Here is a 19,235-nt window from a genome sequence, read left to right on the forward strand (position 1 = left end):
TCGGTAGCGCGGGTCAGGCCGGTGACCAGCGACGACCGGCAGCGTCGAAGCGGGCGAGCAGTTCGTCGCGGCCGTCCGCGTGCAGGCAGTGCAACTCGGTTCCGTCCGGTACGACGATCGACTCCATCCGCGGCTGCCCCCGCCCCCACTCCTCGGGCGTCTCCTCGCCGGGCGGCCAGCGCAACACGGCCACCCACTCGTCGGATTCGTCGAACGGGGAGCCCTCGCCGAGCAGCCCCAGCCGTCGGTACAGCCGGATCGGGGTGTCCCGGCCGGGTCCGTGCCAGGCGTGCACCAGCCCGGCCGCCCGGTCGTACCCGTCGTCCAGATAGGACGTCAGGTAGCGGTGCGGGATGGCCAGTTGCAGCAGCAACGGCGCGGTGGGATCGGGCTCGTCGTCGGCGGCGAGATCCGCCGCCGGACGGGGCACCGGCACCCCCACCGAGGACGGGTCGGCGAACCGGTTCGCGTCGCGCCGCAACCGCTCCTGCTCGGCCGCGTCGTTGATCACCTGCCGAAGCTCGCCGAGCCAGTCCCGCAACGTCAGCAGCGCCTCGCCGGGAAGTGCCGCCATCAGCGGCGTCTCCGGGTTGAGCAGCAGTTGCCAGGAGAGATCCGGCCAGTGGTCGGTGAGCTGGAGGCTGTTCACCACCACCAGGTCACGCTCGCCGAGTGCCTGTCGCAGTCGGGCTTCCGAAGTGAACACGGGCAGGTTGGCCCGCCCCTGCTCGTCGGGGACGACCCACCACGGGAAGTCCGGGTCGGACAGGTCACGCGTCTCGGCGCCCTCCGGGTCCACCGGCAGCACCAGTTCGGCCCGGAGCAGGGCGGCCATCAGGGCGTTCGAGTCCTGCCGCACGATCGCCTCGCGAAGTGGCCGCTCGGCCTCCTCGACCGGCGCGGCCAGGGCCCGAAGCTCGTCGGCGGTCAGTCGGATGGCGATCGGCAACCCGGCGTCGACCGCCAACATCCATTCGTCGTCCGGCCATTCGACGGCGACGTCGACCAACCCCATCACCCGGTAGCTCACCGATCGACCGGGCACCCCGGCGGCGATCGCCGCCGGTGAGGTGTACGCGAGCACATGGGTGACGCCCTCGTGGTGGGCGGTCGGCCACGCCATCGGTGCCTGTCCGGCCGCCGCCTCGGGCGACACGGGCAGCAGCAGCGGACCGGCGGCGAGTTCGGTGAGGAAGCCCTCCCGGTCGTCGGCCTCGACGGCGGCCAGCAGCGCGCGTTCGGCGGCGGTGGTGGGCTGCCAGCCGGTCACCAGGTGCCGTCCGCGCGTACCTTGGCGGGGCGGCGCCCCAGCACCAGCGTGGTGAGCGCCTCATCGAGGTTCTCGCCGAGGAACCAGTCACCGACGTGGTCCAGCACGAACACCCGGCCGTGCTGGTCGATGGCCAGGATTCCGGTGCCGTCGCCCTCCTCACCGAGCGGGCTCAGTGGCGCGCCGATCGCCTCGGCCAACTCGGCGAGGGTCTCCACCGAGTGCCGCACCAGGAACGGGTCGAGGTGGAAGCTGCTCGGTGCGACCTCCTGGTCGCCGTCGGCCTGCGGATCCACCCGCAACCCGCCGAACTCGGCGTACGCCTTGATCGCCCGGTCGGTGACGGTGTGCTGGCGGCCACTCGGTGTGGCGTGCGCGGCCATCCGCAGCCCCCACTCGCGGCCCCGACTCTCGTCGGAGTGGTCGGGCCGCCAACCGGCGGCGGCGAGAGTCTGCGCCACCGAGGGCGGAAAGCGTTCGCTCATGTCAGCGCCTCCACACCGAACCAGTCCAGCAGCGCCGCGCAGGAGCGGCAGGGCGGCTGGACCTCACCGTGGCGCGGGTCACCTTCCTCCCGTACCCGGGTCACCCGAATCTTCGCCCCCCACAGCAGCGCCCGGGACCGGGCGGCGTCCAGCGGCGGGCCGTCGGCCTCGGCGGCGTAGAGCCGATCGGAGATCAGCACCGCCTCGGCGCACCAGCCGATGTAGCGCTCTCGCTGTTCGGCGGGCAGCCCGTGCAGGAACCGCCGGACCACCGGATGCAGGTCGGGGGCCAGGTCGCCGCGTACCGAGGTGTGCGTGTGGACGGTGCCGTCGGTCAGCAGCGCACCCGCTGCCAGCGGCAGCATCCGTGGCTGCGCCATCCGTCGTCCTCCCGAACCGTCGAAAGGGAGCACCGGCGAGGTTCGCCCGCCCCGAACGCGAGCCTAGTCGTCGGCGTCCGCCCGAGCGGGCGGGGCGTGTGGGTGCCACTGGCATCGAGGGGCTCACATCACCTCGACCGCCTGGGATATCGTCGGTCCAGCCCCCTTCTTCGCCATCCAGAGCCGGAGCCATGACGCGCACCCTTCTCGTCTCCCCGGATCAGCCCGGTGCCTACCCCTCCATCGGGGAGGCGCTGGCGGTGGCCAGTGACGACACGGTCGTCTCGGTCAGCCCCGGCACCTACCACGAGGCACTGTTCGTCAACGACCGTGGCGTCAGCGTGGTCGCCGCGCAGGGACCGGGCACGGTCACCATCGACGCGTCCGCCGGGCAGTACCCGACGGTGTCCTGCAACTCCGGTCGGTTGGAGTTGCGCGACCTCGTCCTCAAGGCGGGTGACGCGCCGGTCGTGGTGGCCGACGGAGCACGGCTGACCATGACCGGGTGCGAGCTGAGCGCCGGCTTCGGCGCGGCGATCCAGGTCGCTGGTCGTTCGGAGTTCACGCTCAGCCGCTGCCGGGTGACCGGCGGTCGGTACGGCCTGGTCGTGGAGGACTCCGACGGCAGCGTCGAAGGGTGCGAGTTCAGCGACCTCAGCGAGGACGGCATCATCGTCCGGATCGGTGCGGCCCCGACCATCCGCACCAGCACGATCACCCGCTGCGGCAACCGTGGCATCTACATCTACCAGTACGGCCGACCCACCATCGAGACCTGCGACATCTCCCAGACCGGGCAGGCCGGCGTGGCGGTGGCGCACCAGAGTGCTCCGGTGCTGCGCCGGTGCCGGATCCGCGACACCCGTGGCCCGGCGGTCTCCTTCGGCCGGGGATGTCGTGGCTCGGTCGAGGAATGCACCACGGAGAACACCGGCCTGCCGGCGATCGAGATCGCCGAGGGTGCCGAACCGACGGTCGTCGAGGGCACCGTGAACCGGAAGGCCGCCTTCGGCGCCGACGCGGCCCGCGCCGCCGCCGGCCAGGACGACGCTCGGGTGGAGAAGTTGCTGGCCGAGTTGTCCGCGATGGTCGGTCTGGAGACGGTGAAGGAGGAGGTCCGCGCCCTCATCGACGAGATCCAGGTCAACGAGTGGCGGCGCAGCGCCGGTCTGCCCGTCGGCGCGGTCAGCCATCACCTGATCTTCGCCGGTGCTCCCGGCACCGGTAAGACCACCGTCGCCCGCATCTACGGTGACCTGCTGGCAGCCCTGGGCGCGTTGCCCGGCGGCGCCTTCCGCGAGGTCTCCCGACGTGACCTGGTCGGCCAGTACATCGGCCACACCGCCGAGAAGACCGCTGCGGCGTTCGAACTGGCGCGTGGTGGCGTGCTCTTCATCGACGAGGCGTACACCCTGTCCCGATCGTCGGGCACCGGCGGCGACTTCGGGCAAGAGGCCATCGACACGCTGGTCAAGCTGATGGAGGACCACCGCGACGAGATCGCGGTGATCGCGGCCGGGTACACCGGCGAGATGTTGCAGTTCCTCGACGCCAACCCCGGTCTTGCCTCCCGATTCGCCAAGACGGTGGAGTTCGGCAACTACTCCCCGGAGCAGTTGGTGGTCATCGTGGAACGGATGGCCGGCGGCGACGAGTACCTGCTCGCCGACGGCGTCTCCGAGGTGCTCCGCGAGCACTTCGGCACCATCGAGCGGGACCAGAACTTCGGCAACGCCCGGGAGGCACGCAAGCTTTTCGAGGGTGTCCGCAAGGCGCAGGCGCAGCGGCTACGGCAATCCGGCCAACGCCCGAGCCTCGACGAGTTGCGGACCGTGACCGTGGACGACGTGCGCACCGCGATCGGGCGATGACGGTGCCGCGCCGGTCGAGGAGGGACGTGCGGTGACGCATCCGGGTGCGGCGCAGCCGGGCACGCCGGGTTGGCAGCATCACCCGGGTGCGGCGGCACCGCCGCCACAGCAGCGCCCGGCGCAGCCCCAGCAGCAGGGTGCACCACCGGCCCCGACGCTGGGCGGCACCGGGCCGGGCCACAACTGGGCGGCCCAGCGCGGGCAGGGGCGGGCCACCGTCGGCACCGCGTACACCAGTCAGGCCGCTGCCGCTACGGCGTCGGCCGCCGTCGCCGCGCCCACCCAAGCTGCGCAGAGCCGGGTCGCGGCACCGGCCACGGCCACCCCGGCGCGACAGCCCGCCGCCGAGGTCGCGGCGGCCGAGGCGGCGGCGACCCCGGTCGTACGCCCACACCGACGGCAGCCGCGCGTCGGTGGGATCCACGTGGCCCAGCTCGTGGCCTGGCAGGCCGGTGCGGCGGCGGTGCTGGCGGCCACCCCGCACGGCGTGCCGGTGACGGTCGCCGTGGCCGCTGTCGCGGTGCTGGTGCTCGCCCCGACGGTGGTACGTCACCGGGGCCGTTGGCTGCACCAGTGGCTGGCGGTGTGGTGGGCGTACCGGGGACGGAGCCGACGGCTCGACGGCGGCGGTTCCGACGGCCCCTGGCAGCTGTTGAGCCAACTGGAGAGCACGGTCGAGCTGGATCAGGTCGAGATCGACGACCAGCCCGCCGTGCTGCTGACCCACCGGGGTGGACTCAGCGCCGTGCTGGAGGTCGACCCGACCGAGGGGGCGCTGCTCATGGGCGCGCCGCAGGCCCTGCCGTCGCCGGTGGCGTTGCTGCCGGCGGCCGACCCGAAGACGCCCGTCGTGACGGTGCAGGTGCTGATCCAGGTGACCCCGGCACCCCGTGCCCGGGCGGCGGCGGTCGACCGGGCGTACCGCGAACTCACCAACGGAGGCGTCCCGGCCAGCCGGCAGGCGTGGGTGGTGCTCCATGCGCCGCGTACCCCCGATTTCCACGCCGACCGCGATCTGCGGCCGGCGCTCACCGCGGCGATCCGGCGGACCCGGCGTCAGTTGCGGCAGGAACGGGCGACCGCCCGCCTGCTCAATCGCGACGAGGTGCTCGCGACGGTCGCGCAACTGACCCACCTCACCGGTGGCGCGGTCGGCACGGATCCGCCGTTGGCCCGGGAGACCTGGCGGCACTGGTCGGTGCAGGGCGTCCCGCAGAGTTGTCATCGACTGCTCGACTGGCCCAGCCGAGCCTGGGAACTGGACCCGCTGCTACGCGGTCTGCCTGCCGCAGCGGGCGTGGTGTCCATCTCGGTGGCCCGGGAGAACGACCGCCCGGGTGACGACGACGCCCTGGTGGAGGTGGCGTTCCGGCTCATCGGCACCGACTCGGCCGCCCTGGCCACCGCCGACCGTGCGCTCGACCAAGCGATCCGTGAGCACGGTGGTCGGCTCCAGAGACTCGACGGCGAGCACGCCTACGGGGTGGCCGCCACCCTGCCGTTGGGAGGCTTCCTGCGATGAACGGTGTCGCCTTTCCCGGCAGTCGGATGGGTCTGCACGTAGCCGACGGGGCGGCCGTCGCCGGGCTCCAACTGGTCGCCGGCGGCGGTGGGCTGGTCGTCGGTCGCAACCGGCAGCAGGAGCCGGTGGGGTTGCGGGTGTTCCGGGCCGAGCCCACCCGACTGATGCTGACCGGCGGGGTACGCGCGGCCGAACTGCTCGCCTTCCGGTCCCTGGCGCTCGGTGCCCGGCTGTTCATCCAGACCGCGCGGGAGCAGGAGTGGGACGCCTTCCTGCGGCGCTGCGTCATCGGCCGGGAGATTGCCTCGTTCCTGCCACCCGGGGTGGCTCCTCCGGTGCCGGCCACGCCGACCGAACCGCAGCTCGTGGTGATCGACACCGGTCCGGTGACCGGGCCGGACACCAGCCTCAGCGCACCCTGGCGGGCCACCCTGGTGGTCCGCGACGACCTGGCCGGCTGGGACGTCGAGGTGCTGGTACGCAGCGACATCGTGGTCCTCCAGCGGCTCACCGAGGCGGAGGCCGCCACCGCCGCGAGCGCGCTCGGCCTGGCCAGCGTGCAGAGTTGGTTCACCCAGTTGCATCCGGAGATGGTCGGCCTGATCACCAAGGGCAAGGTGCAGTGGGTGATGCTCAGCATGACCGGCACCGAGCGCCAGTTGATCGGTCCGGTCGCCCGGGGCGGCTGACCGGAACCGGCACCCCGACCAGGCTCCCCGGCCACCGGTAGGCGCGGCTGAGCAGTCGCCACGGCCCAGGTCACGGTCTTTGCCGCATTGGTACACCCGGTGGCTCCCCACCGGACACCGGGGCCGCTTATCCTCCGACGGTCTACTCCTTCGGAGGCCGCTTACATGCAGCGCACAAGAAGTTCCCGACTACTCACAATCCCGGGCGTACTGGTCACCGCCACCACGCTCATCCTCTCCAGCGGCACCACCGCGTTCGCGGACCCGGTGCCCACGACGCCGTTCATCAGTGAGATCCACTACGACAACGCCGGCACCGACACCGGCGAGGCGATCGAGATCGAGGCGCCGGTCGGCTACGACCTGACCGGCTGGCGGATCGTCCTCTACAACGGCGCCAACGGCTCCGCCTACAGCACCCGGACGTTGAGCGGCGCGGTGCCGGCGACGGGGGTGGTCGTCGAGTCGTACCCGACCGACGGCATCCAGAACGGCTCACCCGACGGCGTCGCGCTCGTCGCGCCCGACGGGGACGTCGCCGAGTTCCTGACCTACGAGGGCACTTTCACGGCGGTCGGCGGACCGGCGGACGGCCTGACCGGTGTCGACATCGGCGTGCAGGAGACCGGGTCGACCCCGGTGGGCCACTCCGTCCAGCGGATCGAGGGCAGCTGGCAGGCACCGGCACCGAACACCTTCGGGGTACGCAACACCGCGTCGGACCCGGACCCGGACCCGACCGGCTGCACCGTGACCGTGGACCACACCATCGCCCAGGTGCAGGGCAGCGGTGACGCCACCCCGCTCGCCGGCAGCCGGGTGACGGTGGAGGGCATCGTCACCGCCGACCACCGCACCGGTGGCTACAACGGTGTGTACGTGCAGACGGCGGGCAGCGGTGGGGAGCGCCCCGTCGCCGCCGGAACCGCCTCCGACGGCATCTTCGTGTACCTCACCACGAACACCGCCAACCACCCGTCGGTCGCGATCGGTGACCGGGTACGGGTCAGTGGGACGGCGAACGAGTACAACGGTCTCACCCAGCTGACCATCGGGGCCCGGACCGACGTCCAGGTCTGTGCGCAGGGCGCACCGCTGCCGGCACCGGTCCCGGTCGAGTTCCCGCTGGACGACGCCGCCCGTGAGTCGGTCGAGTCGATGCTGGTGGCGCCGGTCGGCGCGTACACCGTCTCCGAGGTGTACAACACCAACCGGTACGGCGAGGTGGTGCTCGCCGCCGGTGACCAGCCGGCCCGGACGCCGACCGACGTGGCCCGGCCCGGCTCGGACGCCGCGCGGGCCCAGGCCACCGAGAACAAGCTGCGCCGCGTGCTGCTGGACGACGGTAAGACGACGAACCTGGCCACCGCCGGGCTGCTGCCGCCCTACCTCTCGCCGACCAGCCCACTGCGGGTCGGCGACTCGGTGGAGGCGTTCGGCCCGTCGGTGCTGTCGTACGGCTTCGACGAGTGGCGTCTGCAACCGACCCGCCCGGTCGACGCGGACACCGCACCGGCCGACCGGACCACGTTCAAGGCCACCAACCCGCGTACCGGCGCTCCCGTCAACGTCGGCGGTGACCTGCGGGTGGCCAGCTTCAACGTGCTGAACTACTTCGTCCACTTCGGTGGTGACGCCCGAGGTGCCGCCGACGAGGCGGCGCTGGCCAAGCAGGAGGCGAAGATCGTTTCGGCGATCAGTGCGCTGAACGCCGACGTGGTGGCGCTGGAGGAGATCGAGAACTCGGTCCGGTTCAACACCACCGACCCGCAGCAGGCGCTCAAGCGCCTGGTCGCCGCCCTGAACAGCAAGGATGGCGCGGGCACCTGGGACTACGTCCGCACCCCGGCCGAACTGCCCGGCGCGGCCCAGCAGGACTTCATCACCACGGCGATCATCTTCAAGCCGGCCAAGGCACAGCCCAAGGGCCCGTCACGGTCGGTGAACGACGAGACGGTGTGGTTCAACGCCCGCGAGCCGATCGCGCAGACGTTCACCGCCGGCTCGGTGGACTTCATCGTGGTGGCCAACCACTTCAAGTCCAAAAGCGGTGCCGGATCCGGCGACAACGCCGACACCGGTGACGGTCAGGGCGGCTGGAACGGCGACCGGATCCGGCAGGCCACCGCGCTGGCCGCCTTCGTGGACCAGGTGAAGGCGGACAGCAAGACCGACAACGTGCTGCTGCTGGGTGACTTCAACGCGTACACCCACGAGGACCCGATGCAGGTCCTCTACGGCAAGGAGTACCGCAACCTCAACGACACCGGGAAGACCAGCTACGTCTTCAACGGCGAGTCGGGCTCCCTGGATCACGCGCTGGCCTCGCCGTCGCTGGCGGCGCGGGTCACCGGGGTCGACGTCTGGCAGATCAACGCGGTCGAGTCGTACGCCTTCCAGTACGACGGCCTGGCCGCCTTCTTCGCACCGGACGCGTACCGTGCCAGCGACCACAACCCGCTGGTGGTGGGCATCGACACCGGGACCGGCACCGGCCCGGTGGACCTCCAACTGCTGAGCATCAACGACTTCCACGGTCGGCTGGAGTCCCCGGCCACCGTGGACGGTCAGCCGGTCGGCGGCGCCGCCCAGCTCGCCGGGTTGGTCGATCAGCTGCGGGCGGAGAACCCGAACACCGCGTTCGTCTCCGCCGGTGACAACATCGGTGCCTCCACCTTCATCTCGGCGATCGACGACGACAACCCGACGATCGACGCGTTGAACCAGGCCGGCCTGCTCGTCTCGGCAGTGGGTAACCACGAGTTCGACAAGGGCATGGCGGATCTGACCGGGCGGGTGACCGACCGGGCCGCCTTCCCGCACCTGGGTGCCAACGTGTACCGGGGCGACACCCGGGCACTGCCGGCGTACTCGGTGAACACCATCGGCGGTGTCCGCGTCGGCTTCATCGGCGTGGTCACCGAGCAGACCGCCTCGCTGGTCAGCCCGGACGGCATCGCCGGGCTCACCTTCCGCGACCCGGTCGCCGAGGCCAACGTGGTCGCCGGCCAGCTCAAGGACGGCAACCCGGACAACGGCGAGGCCGACGTGGTGGTGCTGCTCGCCCACGAGGGTGCCGCGACCGAGAACATCGACTCCGCCGAGGCCTTGGCGAGCGACCCGGTCTTCGGCGAGTTCACCCGGGTCGACGCCACCATCGACGTCATCTTCAGCGGGCACACCCACCAGCCGTACGCCTTCGAGGTGCCGGTCCCCGGCACCGACAAGCTGCGGCCGATCGTCCAGGCCGAGGACTACGGCAAGCGTCTGGGCAAGGTCACGCTGACCTTCGACCCGGAGACCGGCTCGGTCACCTCTGCCGACGCGTCCCTGGTGGATGTCGTGGGCGCGCCGCAGGACGCGGCCGTGGCGCAGATCGTGGCCGACGCGAAAATCCGGGCCGAGGAGCTGGGTCAGCGCAAGCTCGGTGAGATCACCGCCGACATCAAGCGGGCCTACACCGACGGCAACGAGGACCGGGGCAAGGAGTCGCCGCTGGGCAACTTCATCGCCGACGTGCAGCTCGCCGGTACCCGTGACGAAGGCCGGGGTGGAGCGCAGATCGCGTTCATGAACCCGGGCGGTCTGCGGGCCGACCTGCTGTACGGCGACGACGGCACGGTGACCTACTCCGAGGCGTTCGCCGTCCAGCCGTTCGCCAACGACGTGGTCACGAAGACCTACACCGGCGCCGAGATCAAGCAGACGCTGGAGCAGCAGTGGCAGCCGGAGGGCGCGTCCCGCCCGGTGCTCTGGCTCGGTGTGTCGAAGGGCTTCAACTACACCTACGACCCGCAGGCCCCCCAGGGCTCGCGGATCACCTCGATCACGCTGAACGGCACGCCGATCGACCCGGCGGGCAGTTACCGGGTCACGGTGAACTCGTTCCTCGCCGCCGGCGGGGACAACTTCACCGCCCTCGGTGGTGGCACCAACCCGGTGACCACCGGCGACAACGACCTCACCATGCTGGTGAGCTACCTCGCCGCCAACTCGCCGGTGACCCCGGACACCGGGCCGCGTTCGTCGGTCGGCCAGGGCGGGCCGGAGTGCACCACCACGATCACCGGGAAGTACTCCAAGCCGCTGATCGTGACCACCGGCCTGACCTGCGTGGACGAGGCGACCATCGCGGGCCCGGTGTCGATCGCCGCAGGTGCTTCGCTGCGGGTCACCGGCGGCACCATCAACGGTCCGGTGTCCGCCACCCGACCGGCGCTGTTCGAGGTGTCCGGCACGAAGATCTCCGGACCGGTCACGGTGGCGGGCACCACCGGCGACCTGAAGATCAGCAAGGCCCGGATCAACGGGCCGCTGTCGCTGGTGTCCAACCTCGGTGGCGTACGGGTCGACGAGGTCACTGTCAGTGGCCCGGTGAGCGTGACGGGCAACTCCGGCAGCCAGCCGGTGGTCGTCGCGGCGAACACCGTCAGCGGGCCGTTGGCCTGCTCGGGCAACACCCCGGCCCCGGTCAACGAGGGTCGGGCGAACACAGTGCGCGGCCCGGCCTCGGGCCAGTGCGCACGCCTGTGACCGGTAGGTGACAAAGCCGGTCCGCGATCGGAGCGATCCGATCGCGGACCGGCCACCGTCTGCCCCGCGGTCCCGCCCGACCGGGTGAGGCGCGCACCGGCACCCGATCGGGCGGCATCTGCGCACCTCGACTGGGTAACCAGGCTGGAGACGACCTATCGAGGAGCGGGGCATGGCGGTGCAGGTGTCGGTCATCACGACGTCGTCCCTCGGCGACCGCAGCTACCTGGTCGACGACGGCCGCTTCGCGGTGGTGGTGGATCCGCAGCGGGACGTCGACCGGGTGCTGTACCGGGCGGGTGCGGCCGACGTACGGATCACCCATGTGGTCGAGACACACCTGCACAACGACTACGTATCCGGCGGAGTCGAGTTGGCCCGGCTGACCGGGGCGCGGCACCTGATGGCCGCCGCCGACGAGGTCGACTTCGACCGGGTGCCGGTCGACGACGGCGACGTCATCGAGGTGTCGGACACGCTGCGACTGAGAGCGGTCGCCACCCCGGGTCACACCTATCACCACCTGTCGTACCTGGTCGACGAGGCCACCGAGGACGGCTGGGCCCCGCTGGGGGTCTGCACCGGCGGGTCGCTGCTGTTCGGCACCACCGGTCGTACCGATCTGCTCGGTGCGGAGCACGCGCACGAGTTGGCCCGACGGCAACACACCTCGGCAGGGCGACTCGCCGACCTGCTGCCCGACGGGGCACAGGTGTGGCCGACCCACGGCTTCGGCAGCTTCTGCTCGGCCGGCCAGTCCGACGCGCCGGACTCGACGATCGGCCGGGAGAAGCAGGTCAACCCGGTGTTCCGGCTGGCCGAGGCCGAGTTCGTCACCGAGACCCTGGCCGGTCTGGACGCCTACCCGGCGTACTACGCGCACACCGGGGCGGTCAACGCCGCCGGCCCGGCACCGGTGGATCTCACTCCGGTGGCGCGGGCCGACGCCGCGCAGTTGCGGGAACGCATCGCCGCCGGGGAGTGGGTGGTCGACCTGCGACACCGCAAGGCGTACGCCGTCGCACACCTGGCCGGAACGATCAGCCTCGGCCTCGACGGCCCGATGTCGACCTGGCTCGGCTGGCTGGTCGACTGGGGTGCCCCGGTCACGCTGCTGGCCGAGACTCCCGAGCAGATCGCCGACGCCCAGCGCGAGTTGGTCCGGATCGGCATCGACCGGCCCGCCGCCCAGGCGACCGGCGCACCCCGACAGTGGGCCGGTCAGCCCACCGAGCTGCGGAAGCTGCACGTCGCGGACTTTCCGGCGTTGGCCGCCGCGCAGCACGGTAACCCGCCTGACCGGCTGCCCGCCCCGCAGGCCGTCCTCGACGTCCGGCTGGGCAACGAGTGGCGCGACGCTCACATCGCTGGTGCCGTGCACGTACCGCTACCCGAACTGCCCCGCCGGATGGCCGACGTTCCGGCCGGCGCGGTCTGGGTGCACTGCGCGTCCGGCTACCGGGCTGCCCTCGCCGCCAGCCTGCTGGCCAACGCCGACCGCGACGTGGTGCTCGTCAACGACCTCTTCGACAATGCCGAGGCGGCCGGCGTACGGCTGAGCCGCGACGCCTGACCACCCGTCGGCGGGCAGGCGCGGCGCGGGGTGCCTCACCAGGCACGTATGCCTCACCGGCGACGCTGCCGGCGTTGTTGATGGCTCGGGCCCCGCCGTTGCGGCCGTCGAGGAACACCGGGCTGGTGTTGCCGCGGAACCAGCGCACGGGGGCGGAGAGGTCGTCGCTGCTGGCTCCAACCGCCACCCAGGTGCCCACATCCTGCCAGGCCACGGTGACCGGCACCAGGACAGCGGTCCGGCTACCCGTGCCGGGCGCGACGCGCCCGCTCCAGCAACGCCCGGCGCTCGGCCTCCCCGGGCACCCGGTCCGCCGCCGCCCGGAACAGCGCCGCTGCCCGTTCCTGGTCGCCCTGCCGGGCGACGAGGTCCGCCTCCACCGCCAGGGTCAACGGATAGCCGTCGAGCCCGCCACCGGCGCGTGCCTCGGCGAGCAGGGCCAGTCCGGCCGCCGCACCGTACGCGTACCCGTGGGCGACGGCCCGGTTCAGCGCGATCACCGGGGTGGGCTGCGCCTGGACGAGGTGGTCGTAGCAGTCGGCGATCCGTCGCCAGTCGGTCTGCTCGGCGCTGGGCGCGGTGGCGTGGCACGCCGCGATTCGGGCCTGCCAGGCGTACGGGCCGGGCTGTGTCAGCTCGGCGAGCAGCCGGTCGGCCTCGGCGATCGCCGCATGGTCCCACCGGCTCCGATCCTGATGATCGAGCGGGATCAGGTTGCCGTCGAGGTCCCTTCGGGCGGCACGGCGAGAGTGCTGCAACAGGCACAGCGCCAGCAACGCCCGCGCCTCCTGCTGCTCCGGCATGAGCCGCACCAGCAGCCGGGCCAACCGGATCGCCTCTTCGGCGAAGGCCGGCTCCCCGTCCGCGTCGTACCCCTGGGTGAACAGCAGGTACAGCACGCCCAGCACCCCGGGCAGCCGCTCGGTGAGGGCCCGGCCGCGCGGCACCCGGTACGGAATGCCCGCGTCGGCGATCTTCGCTTTGGCCCGGGTCAACCGGCGGGTCATGGTCGACTCGCTGACCAGGAAGGCGCGGGCGATGTCGGCGGTCGGCACCGCGCAGATCGTGCGGAGGGTCAGCGCGACCCGCGCCTGTGGTGCGAGGGCCGGATGGCAGCACGTGAAGATCAGCCGCAGCCGGTCGTCCACCACCTCCTCGTCCGGCACCGGTTCCGCGGTGGCGGCGGTGAGCGCCAGCACCGCCACGTCACGCAGCTTGCGCCGTTCGACCGAGGCCCGCCGCAGCACGTCGAGGAGCCGGTTACGGGCAACCGTCATCAGCCAGCCGACGGGGTTGACCGGCACCCCGTCGGTCGGCCAGCGTTCCAGCGCTCGGGCCAGGGCCTCCTGGGTGCAGTCCTCGGCCAGCGTCCAGTCACCGGTGATCCGGATCAGCGTCGCCACGATCCGTGGGTACGCCTCGACGGCGGTGGCCGCGACGGCTTGCGCCGCCGCGGCCCGTCCGGCCGCCGGACCCCCGTTCTCGGCGGGCCGCCGTGCCACCGCGTCATCGCCGCCGGTCGCCTGCGGCACCGCCGGCCCGGCGGCCGGATCGGTCACTGCTCGAAGTCGGCGAACGGGCGAAGTTCGATCCGCCCGGCCCAGGCCATCGGATGCGACCGGGCCACCTCGATCGCCTCGTCCAGATCGGTGCACTCCAGCAGGTCGAAGCCGACGATCATCTCTTTGACCTCGGCGAACGGCCCGTCGGAGACCAGCAGTTGGTTGTTGCGGACCCGTACCGTGGTGGCGGCCGACGCCGGTGCCAGTTGGGCGCCCTGGAGACGCCGTCCGGTCGCGTCGTGCTCCGCCACCCACACCTCGACGTCGGGGTGGTTGCTCGGGTCCGGGTCCGGCTCCGGGTCGGTGCAGACCAGCATCAGGTACTTCATGTCAGTGCCCTTCCGTTGATTCGTCCGGTGGTTGCACCGACATGACGAACGGCGAACCCGGCATCCGGACCACCGCAGGGTTTCACCTTTCGTGCGGCTCCACCCGACCGCTCGGCGTACCCCCGGTGGCTGGAAAGCCGACCCCCCTTCCGGAAAAGATTCACACGAGTGGATACGATGGGTACTATCGCGCTTGGGAGCCGCCGAGCCGCCGCAGGCAACACAGTCACCTGCCTGCCCTGAGATCGTCATGTCGATCGACGCATTCCTCCCGGGACTGGGCATCCCGGGAAGTGACACCGGCGTCGGCGGATCAACTGGAGCATTGATGAAACTCGCACGAACAGCACGTCGCCTGGGACTCGGCGCAGCCGCAGTCCTCGCTGCGGCGTTCACCATGGTCGTGGTCAACCAGCCTGGCCCGGCCTCGGCGCACGGTTCGGTCACGAACCCGCCGTCGCGCAACTACGGCTGCTATGAGCGCTGGGGCGGTGACCACCTCAACCCGGCGATGGCGCAGAGCGACCCGATGTGCTGGCAGGCTTTCCAGGCCAACCCGAACACCATGTGGAACTGGAACGGCCTGTACCGCGAGAACGTCGGCGGCAACCACCAGGCCGTCATCCCGGACGGGCAGCTGTGCAGCGGTGGCCGCACCCAGAACGGGCTGTACGCCTCGCTGGACGCGGTCGGCGCCTGGACCGCCAAGCCGATGCCGAACAACTTCACCCTGACGCTCACCGACGGTGCCCGGCACGGTGCCGACTACATGCTCATCTACATCACCAAGCAGGGCTTCGACCCGACCACGCAGCCCCTCACCTGGAACAGCCTGGACCTGGTGCTCCGCACCGGCTCGTACCCGACCACCGGGCTCTACGAGGCTCAGGTCAACGCGGGCAACCGCACCGGGCGTCACGTGGTCTACACCATCTGGCAGGCGTCGCACCTCGACCAGCCGTACTACATCTGCAGTGACGTGATCTTCGGCGGGGGCGACAACAACCCGCCGCCGACCACGCCGCCGCCCTCCAACCCTCCGCCGACCACGCCGCCGCCGACCACGCCCCCGCCGCCCACCACGCCCCCGCCGGGTAACGGTGCCTGCACCGCCACCTACCGCGTGACCAACGAGTGGCCCGGTGGCTTCGGTGGCGAGGTCGTCGTCCGCGCCGGCAACGCCGCCATCTCCGGTTGGACGGTGAACTGGACCTGGCCCAACGGTCAGAGCATCACCAACTCCTGGAACGCGACGATCACTTCGAGCGGATCCTCGGTCACCGCCTCGAACGTCAGCCACAACGGTTCCCTGAGCGCCAACGGCACCGCCACCTTCGGATTCAACGGATCCTGGAACGGCACCAACGGCGCACCGACCCTTTCCTGCACCGCCCGGTAACAGCCCGTCCCGCAGGGGGTGGCGCACCAGCGCCGCCCCCTGCGCGCTGTCCACCCACGGTCCTGCGGCCCGCGTTCACGGCCGCAGCACCCGCTCGACCTGCCCGCCGGTTCTGATCCACCGGTCGAGGGACCTGCCGCCTCCCCTCGCGCAATCCCCTCCGCCGGGCACAGGCGGCCACGTACCGTCGAGGCAGGCCGGCCGTCCCACGGGCCCGACGGTCGGGGAGGAGGACCAGTCGACCTGCCGACGCCCGCCGGGACACCCGGACGGACGTGGGGGCGAGCATGACATCGGAACGTGATGTGCGGCATCAGCGGTGAGGCGAGGTTCGACGGCGCGAGCCCGGACGTAGCCGCGGTGACCCGGATGACCGAGGCCATGCGGTCCCGAGGCCCGGACGGCGAGGGTCTGTGGAGTGACGACTGGGTGGCCCTCGGGCACCGCCGGTTGACCGTGATCGACCTGTCCGAGGCGGGCGGGCAGCCCATGGTGCGTGAGGATCTCGGCCTCGCGCTGGTCTTCAACGGCTGCGTCTACAACTATCCGCAGCTGCGCGAGGAGCTACGCGCGGCGGGGCACACCTTCCGCTCGACCAGCGACACCGAGGTGATCCTGGTGGCGTACGCGCAGTGGGGTGAGGACTTCGTCGACCACCTGGTCGGCATGTTCGCCGTGGGCCTGGTCGACCGCGTCCGTCGTCGGCTCGTGCTGGCCCGGGACCGACTCGGCATCAAGCCCCTCTACCTCGCCGGGACGCCGGGCCGGCTGCGGTTCGCCTCGACGCTGCCGGCCCTGCTCAAGGCGGGCGACGTGGACACCGGCGTCGACCCGGTGGCGCTGCACCATTACCTGTCGTGGCACTCGATCGTGCCCGCGCCCCGGACCATCCTGCGCGGCGTCCGGAAACTCCCGCCGGCGACCGTGCGGGTCGTCGAGGCCGACGGTGGTAGCCGCGACCGCGTCTACTGGCGGCCCGACTACGTCCGCGACCCCGCCCACGCCGACTGGGACGCCCGGGACTGGCGAGCCGCGATCGGTGACGCCCTGCGGACCGCAGTACGACGGCGGCTCGTCGCCGACGTCCCGGTCGGTGTGCTGCTCTCCGGAGGACTCGATTCGAGTCTGATCGTGGCGCTGCTCGCCGAGGCCGGGCAGCAGCACCTCCGCACCTTCAGCATCGGCTTCGACAGCCGGCACGGCGAGACGGGCGACGAGTTCCACTACTCGGATCTGGTCGCCCGTGCGTACGACACCGACCACGTCCGGATCCGGCTCGCCAACGACGACCTGGTCCCAGCCGTACGCCGCACGATCGACGCGATGACCGAGCCGATGGGCAGCCACGACGTGGTCGCCTTCCACCTGCTCTCCGAACAGGTGGCGGCGCATGTCAAGGTGGCGCAGTCCGGCCAGGGGGCCGACGAGGTGTTCGCCGGGTACGGCTACCACCACCCGCTGACCGAGGTGCCCCGGGCTGACGCGGCGCGGACCTTCGCCGCCGCCTTCTTCGATCGGGACCACGCCGAGCTGTCCCGGGTGGTCGGGCCGGCACATGCCGTCGACGCCGACGTCAGCCGGGAGCTGCTCGTCGCCGAGTTGAACGCGCCGGGGGCGGACACCGCACTGGACGCGGTGCTGCGTCTGGACACCCATCTGATGCTGCCCGACGACCCGGTCAAACGGGTGGACAGCATGAGCATGGCGTGGGGGTTGGAGGTGCGTACGCCGTTCCTCGACCAGGACCTGGTCGCCCTCGCCGCGGCCTGCCCGCCGGAACACAAGATCACCCAGGGCGGCAAGGGCGTACTCAAGGAGGTCGCCCGCGAGGTGCTGCCCGCCGAGGTGATCGACCGGCCGAAGGGCTATTTCCCGGTGCCCGCGCTGCGCAACGTCGACGGTCCGGTCCGCGACCTCGTCGTGGCGGCGCTGCGGACGCCGCAGGCGCGGGAGCGGGGCCTGTTCCAGCAGGCGTACGTGGACGAGTTGCTCGCCGACCCGGAACAGGCACAGGCCGCCGCGGGCAGCAACAAGTTGTGGCAGCTGGGCCTGCTCGAACTCTGGCTACAGACCCACGGTATCCGCTGACCGCCGGGCTCAGCCGGCGGTGGTCTCGGCGGCGAGGTGGTCGAGGACTACGCGTACGTCTCCACCGGTGCGCGCGATGACCCGCCGCTGCCGGGCCGCGCCGGTGCCGTCTCGGCGCAGCCGGGCCAACTGCTTCAGCACGTACGGCAGGTCCCCGTGCCGGACCAGCGCGGGTGTCACCAGGGCGAACAGGTCCTCGACGAGGTCCCAGGCCGGTCGCGCACCGCCACCGCGCAGGTCGATCAGTCGGCCGTCCAGCCCTTCGTGGGCGGCCCGCCAGTGTGCCGCCGCGAGCAGGCAGTTACGCAGCCGGGGTGCCGGCACGCCAGCGCGCACCTGGTCGACCATGGTGGCGACCAGGGCTCGTACCAGGGCCGCGACCAGCACCGTGTCGTCCACCCCCGGGCAGACGTCCCCCACCCGGACCTCCACCGTGGGATAGCTGGCCGACGGTCGGGCGTACCAGTAGACCATCGCCGCGTCGAGCATGATCCCCGCGTCGACCAGCTCCGCCACCGTCGCGTCGTACTCGGCGGCGGAGGCGAAGTACGGCGTCGGCCCGATGCTCGGCCAACGTTCGAGCTGCATGGAGCGCCAACTCGCGTGGCCGGTGTCCACCCCGTCGTGTAGCGGCGAGTTGGCGGTGAGCGCCTGCACCACCGGCAACCACGGCCGCAGGTGGTTGCAGACCTGCACCGTCAACTCCCGGTCCGGCAGACCCACGTGTACGTGACAGCCGCAGACGGCGGGATCGTGTGCGACCGGGCCGAACCGACGGGACATCGCGTGGTAGCGAGTTTCGTCCGGCACTGTCCGGTGCGAGTCGCGTACCGGAGTGGCGCCCACCGCGACGAGCTGCGCTCCCGCCGCCCGGGCGGCCTCCGCAGCCGCACGCCGCAGGGCGACCAGGTTCGCCCGGAGATCGGCCAGATCGGCACAGACGGGAGTGACCATCTCCACCATGCTGTGCCGGAACTCCTTCCGGCTCTGGTTGCGGGCCGTACCGCGCAGCGCGATCAGCACCCGGTCCGCGACCGGCAGGCTCTCTCCCGTCTCCGGGTCCAACAGCAGGAACTCCTCCTCCACCCCGATGGTCAACCGCGTCGGCACATCCACGGCCCTCGCGGACGGTGCGGTGGACGGGTGGTTCGTCATCGTCGGCATCCCCTCCTGCCGGCAACGGTCGCCGCCGCACCGCAGGACTTCCCCGCCGTGGCCGTCGCAAACTGTGCATAAGTGCGTGGTTGAGGGGGCTCGCCTGTAGTGAGCCGCGTCCCAGGCGGCGTCCGGCCATGGCCTTCTCAACCCACGCTAACAACGACCGGGCGGGCTCGGTACACACCGAGCCCGCCCGTTCCAGCTCCGCCCGATCCGCTCGCGGGGCGTGCCAGCGCTCATCCGTGTCGGCGAGCGTCCTCAACCGCGACCATCAGGCGTGTTGAGCCGGATCTGTGTGTTGTCAGCGTTGGAGGGTGAGGATTCCGGGGCGGTAGGGCAGGAGGCCGTAGTCGCCGCCGGAGTTGGGGGAGCGTCC

Annotated in this window: 13 protein-coding genes; 7 read left to right on the forward strand and 6 right to left on the reverse strand. The window is 71.6% G+C overall.

Features of this window, described 5'->3' with window-relative positions; all coding sequences use genetic code 11:
• Positions 1–13: 13 nt before the first annotated feature.
• The 3 genes from ACLQ2S_RS25870 to ACLQ2S_RS25880 are packed head-to-tail and all read right to left on the reverse strand — an operon-like array spanning position 14 to position 2,135.
• Positions 14–1,273, reverse strand: a complete 1,260-nt coding sequence (locus ACLQ2S_RS25870) for an SseB family protein (protein ID WP_155221736.1) — start codon at positions 1,271–1,273, stop codon at positions 14–16.
• Complete coding sequence (locus ACLQ2S_RS25875) at positions 1,267–1,755, reverse strand: SUKH-3 domain-containing protein (RefSeq protein WP_155221737.1); 489 nt, start codon at positions 1,753–1,755, stop codon at positions 1,267–1,269. Before ACLQ2S_RS25875 ends, ACLQ2S_RS25870 begins: the two co-directional genes overlap by 7 nt.
• Positions 1,752–2,135 carry a YwqJ-related putative deaminase gene (locus ACLQ2S_RS25880; RefSeq protein ID WP_155221738.1) on the reverse strand — a complete coding sequence of 128 codons (384 nt, stop codon included), beginning with the start codon at positions 2,133–2,135 and terminating at the stop codon, positions 1,752–1,754. Before ACLQ2S_RS25880 ends, ACLQ2S_RS25875 begins: the two co-directional genes overlap by 4 nt.
• A gap of 191 nt (positions 2,136–2,326) precedes the next feature.
• Here ACLQ2S_RS25880 and ACLQ2S_RS25885 point away from each other — a divergent pair, with 191 nt between their 5' ends.
• From ACLQ2S_RS25885 to ACLQ2S_RS25905, 5 genes are all read left to right on the forward strand, one after another.
• The gene (locus ACLQ2S_RS25885; protein ID WP_425703508.1) at positions 2,327–4,006 is read left to right on the forward strand and encodes a right-handed parallel beta-helix repeat-containing protein; all 1,680 of its coding nucleotides are present in this window, start codon (positions 2,327–2,329) and stop codon (positions 4,004–4,006) included.
• Positions 4,007–4,037: 31 nt separating this feature from the next.
• Positions 4,038–5,528 (forward strand): type VII secretion protein EccE, encoded by a 1,491-nt coding sequence (gene eccE, locus ACLQ2S_RS25890; protein ID WP_425703510.1) that lies wholly within the window; start codon positions 4,038–4,040, stop codon positions 5,526–5,528.
• Positions 5,525–6,217, forward strand: coding sequence for a hypothetical protein (locus ACLQ2S_RS25895; RefSeq protein ID WP_155221741.1), 693 nt, complete (start codon positions 5,525–5,527; stop codon positions 6,215–6,217). Before eccE ends, ACLQ2S_RS25895 begins: the two co-directional genes overlap by 4 nt.
• Positions 6,218–6,382: 165 nt before the next feature.
• Positions 6,383–10,750: an ExeM/NucH family extracellular endonuclease gene (locus tag ACLQ2S_RS25900; protein ID WP_425703512.1), complete on the forward strand. Its 4,368-nt coding sequence runs from the start codon at positions 6,383–6,385 to the stop codon at positions 10,748–10,750.
• 172 nt (positions 10,751–10,922) lie between these two features.
• The gene (locus ACLQ2S_RS25905; protein WP_425703514.1) at positions 10,923–12,323 is read left to right on the forward strand and encodes a rhodanese-like domain-containing protein; all 1,401 of its coding nucleotides are present in this window, start codon (positions 10,923–10,925) and stop codon (positions 12,321–12,323) included.
• 242 nt (positions 12,324–12,565) lie between these two features.
• On the opposite strand, the gene ACLQ2S_RS25910 is transcribed toward ACLQ2S_RS25905, so the two are convergent.
• Positions 12,566–13,825 carry an RNA polymerase sigma factor gene (locus ACLQ2S_RS25910; RefSeq protein ID WP_375335382.1) on the reverse strand — a complete coding sequence of 420 codons (1,260 nt, stop codon included), beginning with the start codon at positions 13,823–13,825 and terminating at the stop codon, positions 12,566–12,568.
• 53 nt (positions 13,826–13,878) lie between these two features.
• A complete protein-coding gene (locus tag ACLQ2S_RS25915; protein WP_155221743.1) occupies positions 13,879–14,214 on the reverse strand; it encodes a YciI family protein in 336 nt (111 codons plus the stop codon).
• 328 nt (positions 14,215–14,542) lie between these two features.
• Between ACLQ2S_RS25915 and ACLQ2S_RS25920 the strand changes: the two genes are divergently transcribed.
• Both ACLQ2S_RS25920 and ACLQ2S_RS25925 read left to right on the forward strand, forming a co-directional pair.
• The gene (locus ACLQ2S_RS25920) at positions 14,543–15,613 is read left to right on the forward strand and encodes a lytic polysaccharide monooxygenase auxiliary activity family 9 protein (RefSeq protein WP_155221744.1); all 1,071 of its coding nucleotides are present in this window, start codon (positions 14,543–14,545) and stop codon (positions 15,611–15,613) included.
• A 303-nt stretch (positions 15,614–15,916) separates the two neighbouring features.
• Complete coding sequence (locus ACLQ2S_RS25925; protein WP_155221745.1) at positions 15,917–17,701, forward strand: N-acetylglutaminylglutamine amidotransferase; 1,785 nt, start codon at positions 15,917–15,919, stop codon at positions 17,699–17,701.
• Positions 17,702–17,710: 9 nt separating this feature from the next.
• On the opposite strand, the gene ACLQ2S_RS25930 is transcribed toward ACLQ2S_RS25925, so the two are convergent.
• Positions 17,711–18,856 carry a carboxylate-amine ligase gene (locus tag ACLQ2S_RS25930; RefSeq protein ID WP_155221746.1) on the reverse strand — a complete coding sequence of 382 codons (1,146 nt, stop codon included), beginning with the start codon at positions 18,854–18,856 and terminating at the stop codon, positions 17,711–17,713.
• Positions 18,857–19,235: the final 379 nt, after the last annotated feature.

It is taken from the genome of Micromonospora sp. DT48 (assembly GCF_049844495.1).
Classification (GTDB): domain Bacteria; phylum Actinomycetota; class Actinomycetes; order Mycobacteriales; family Micromonosporaceae; genus Micromonospora.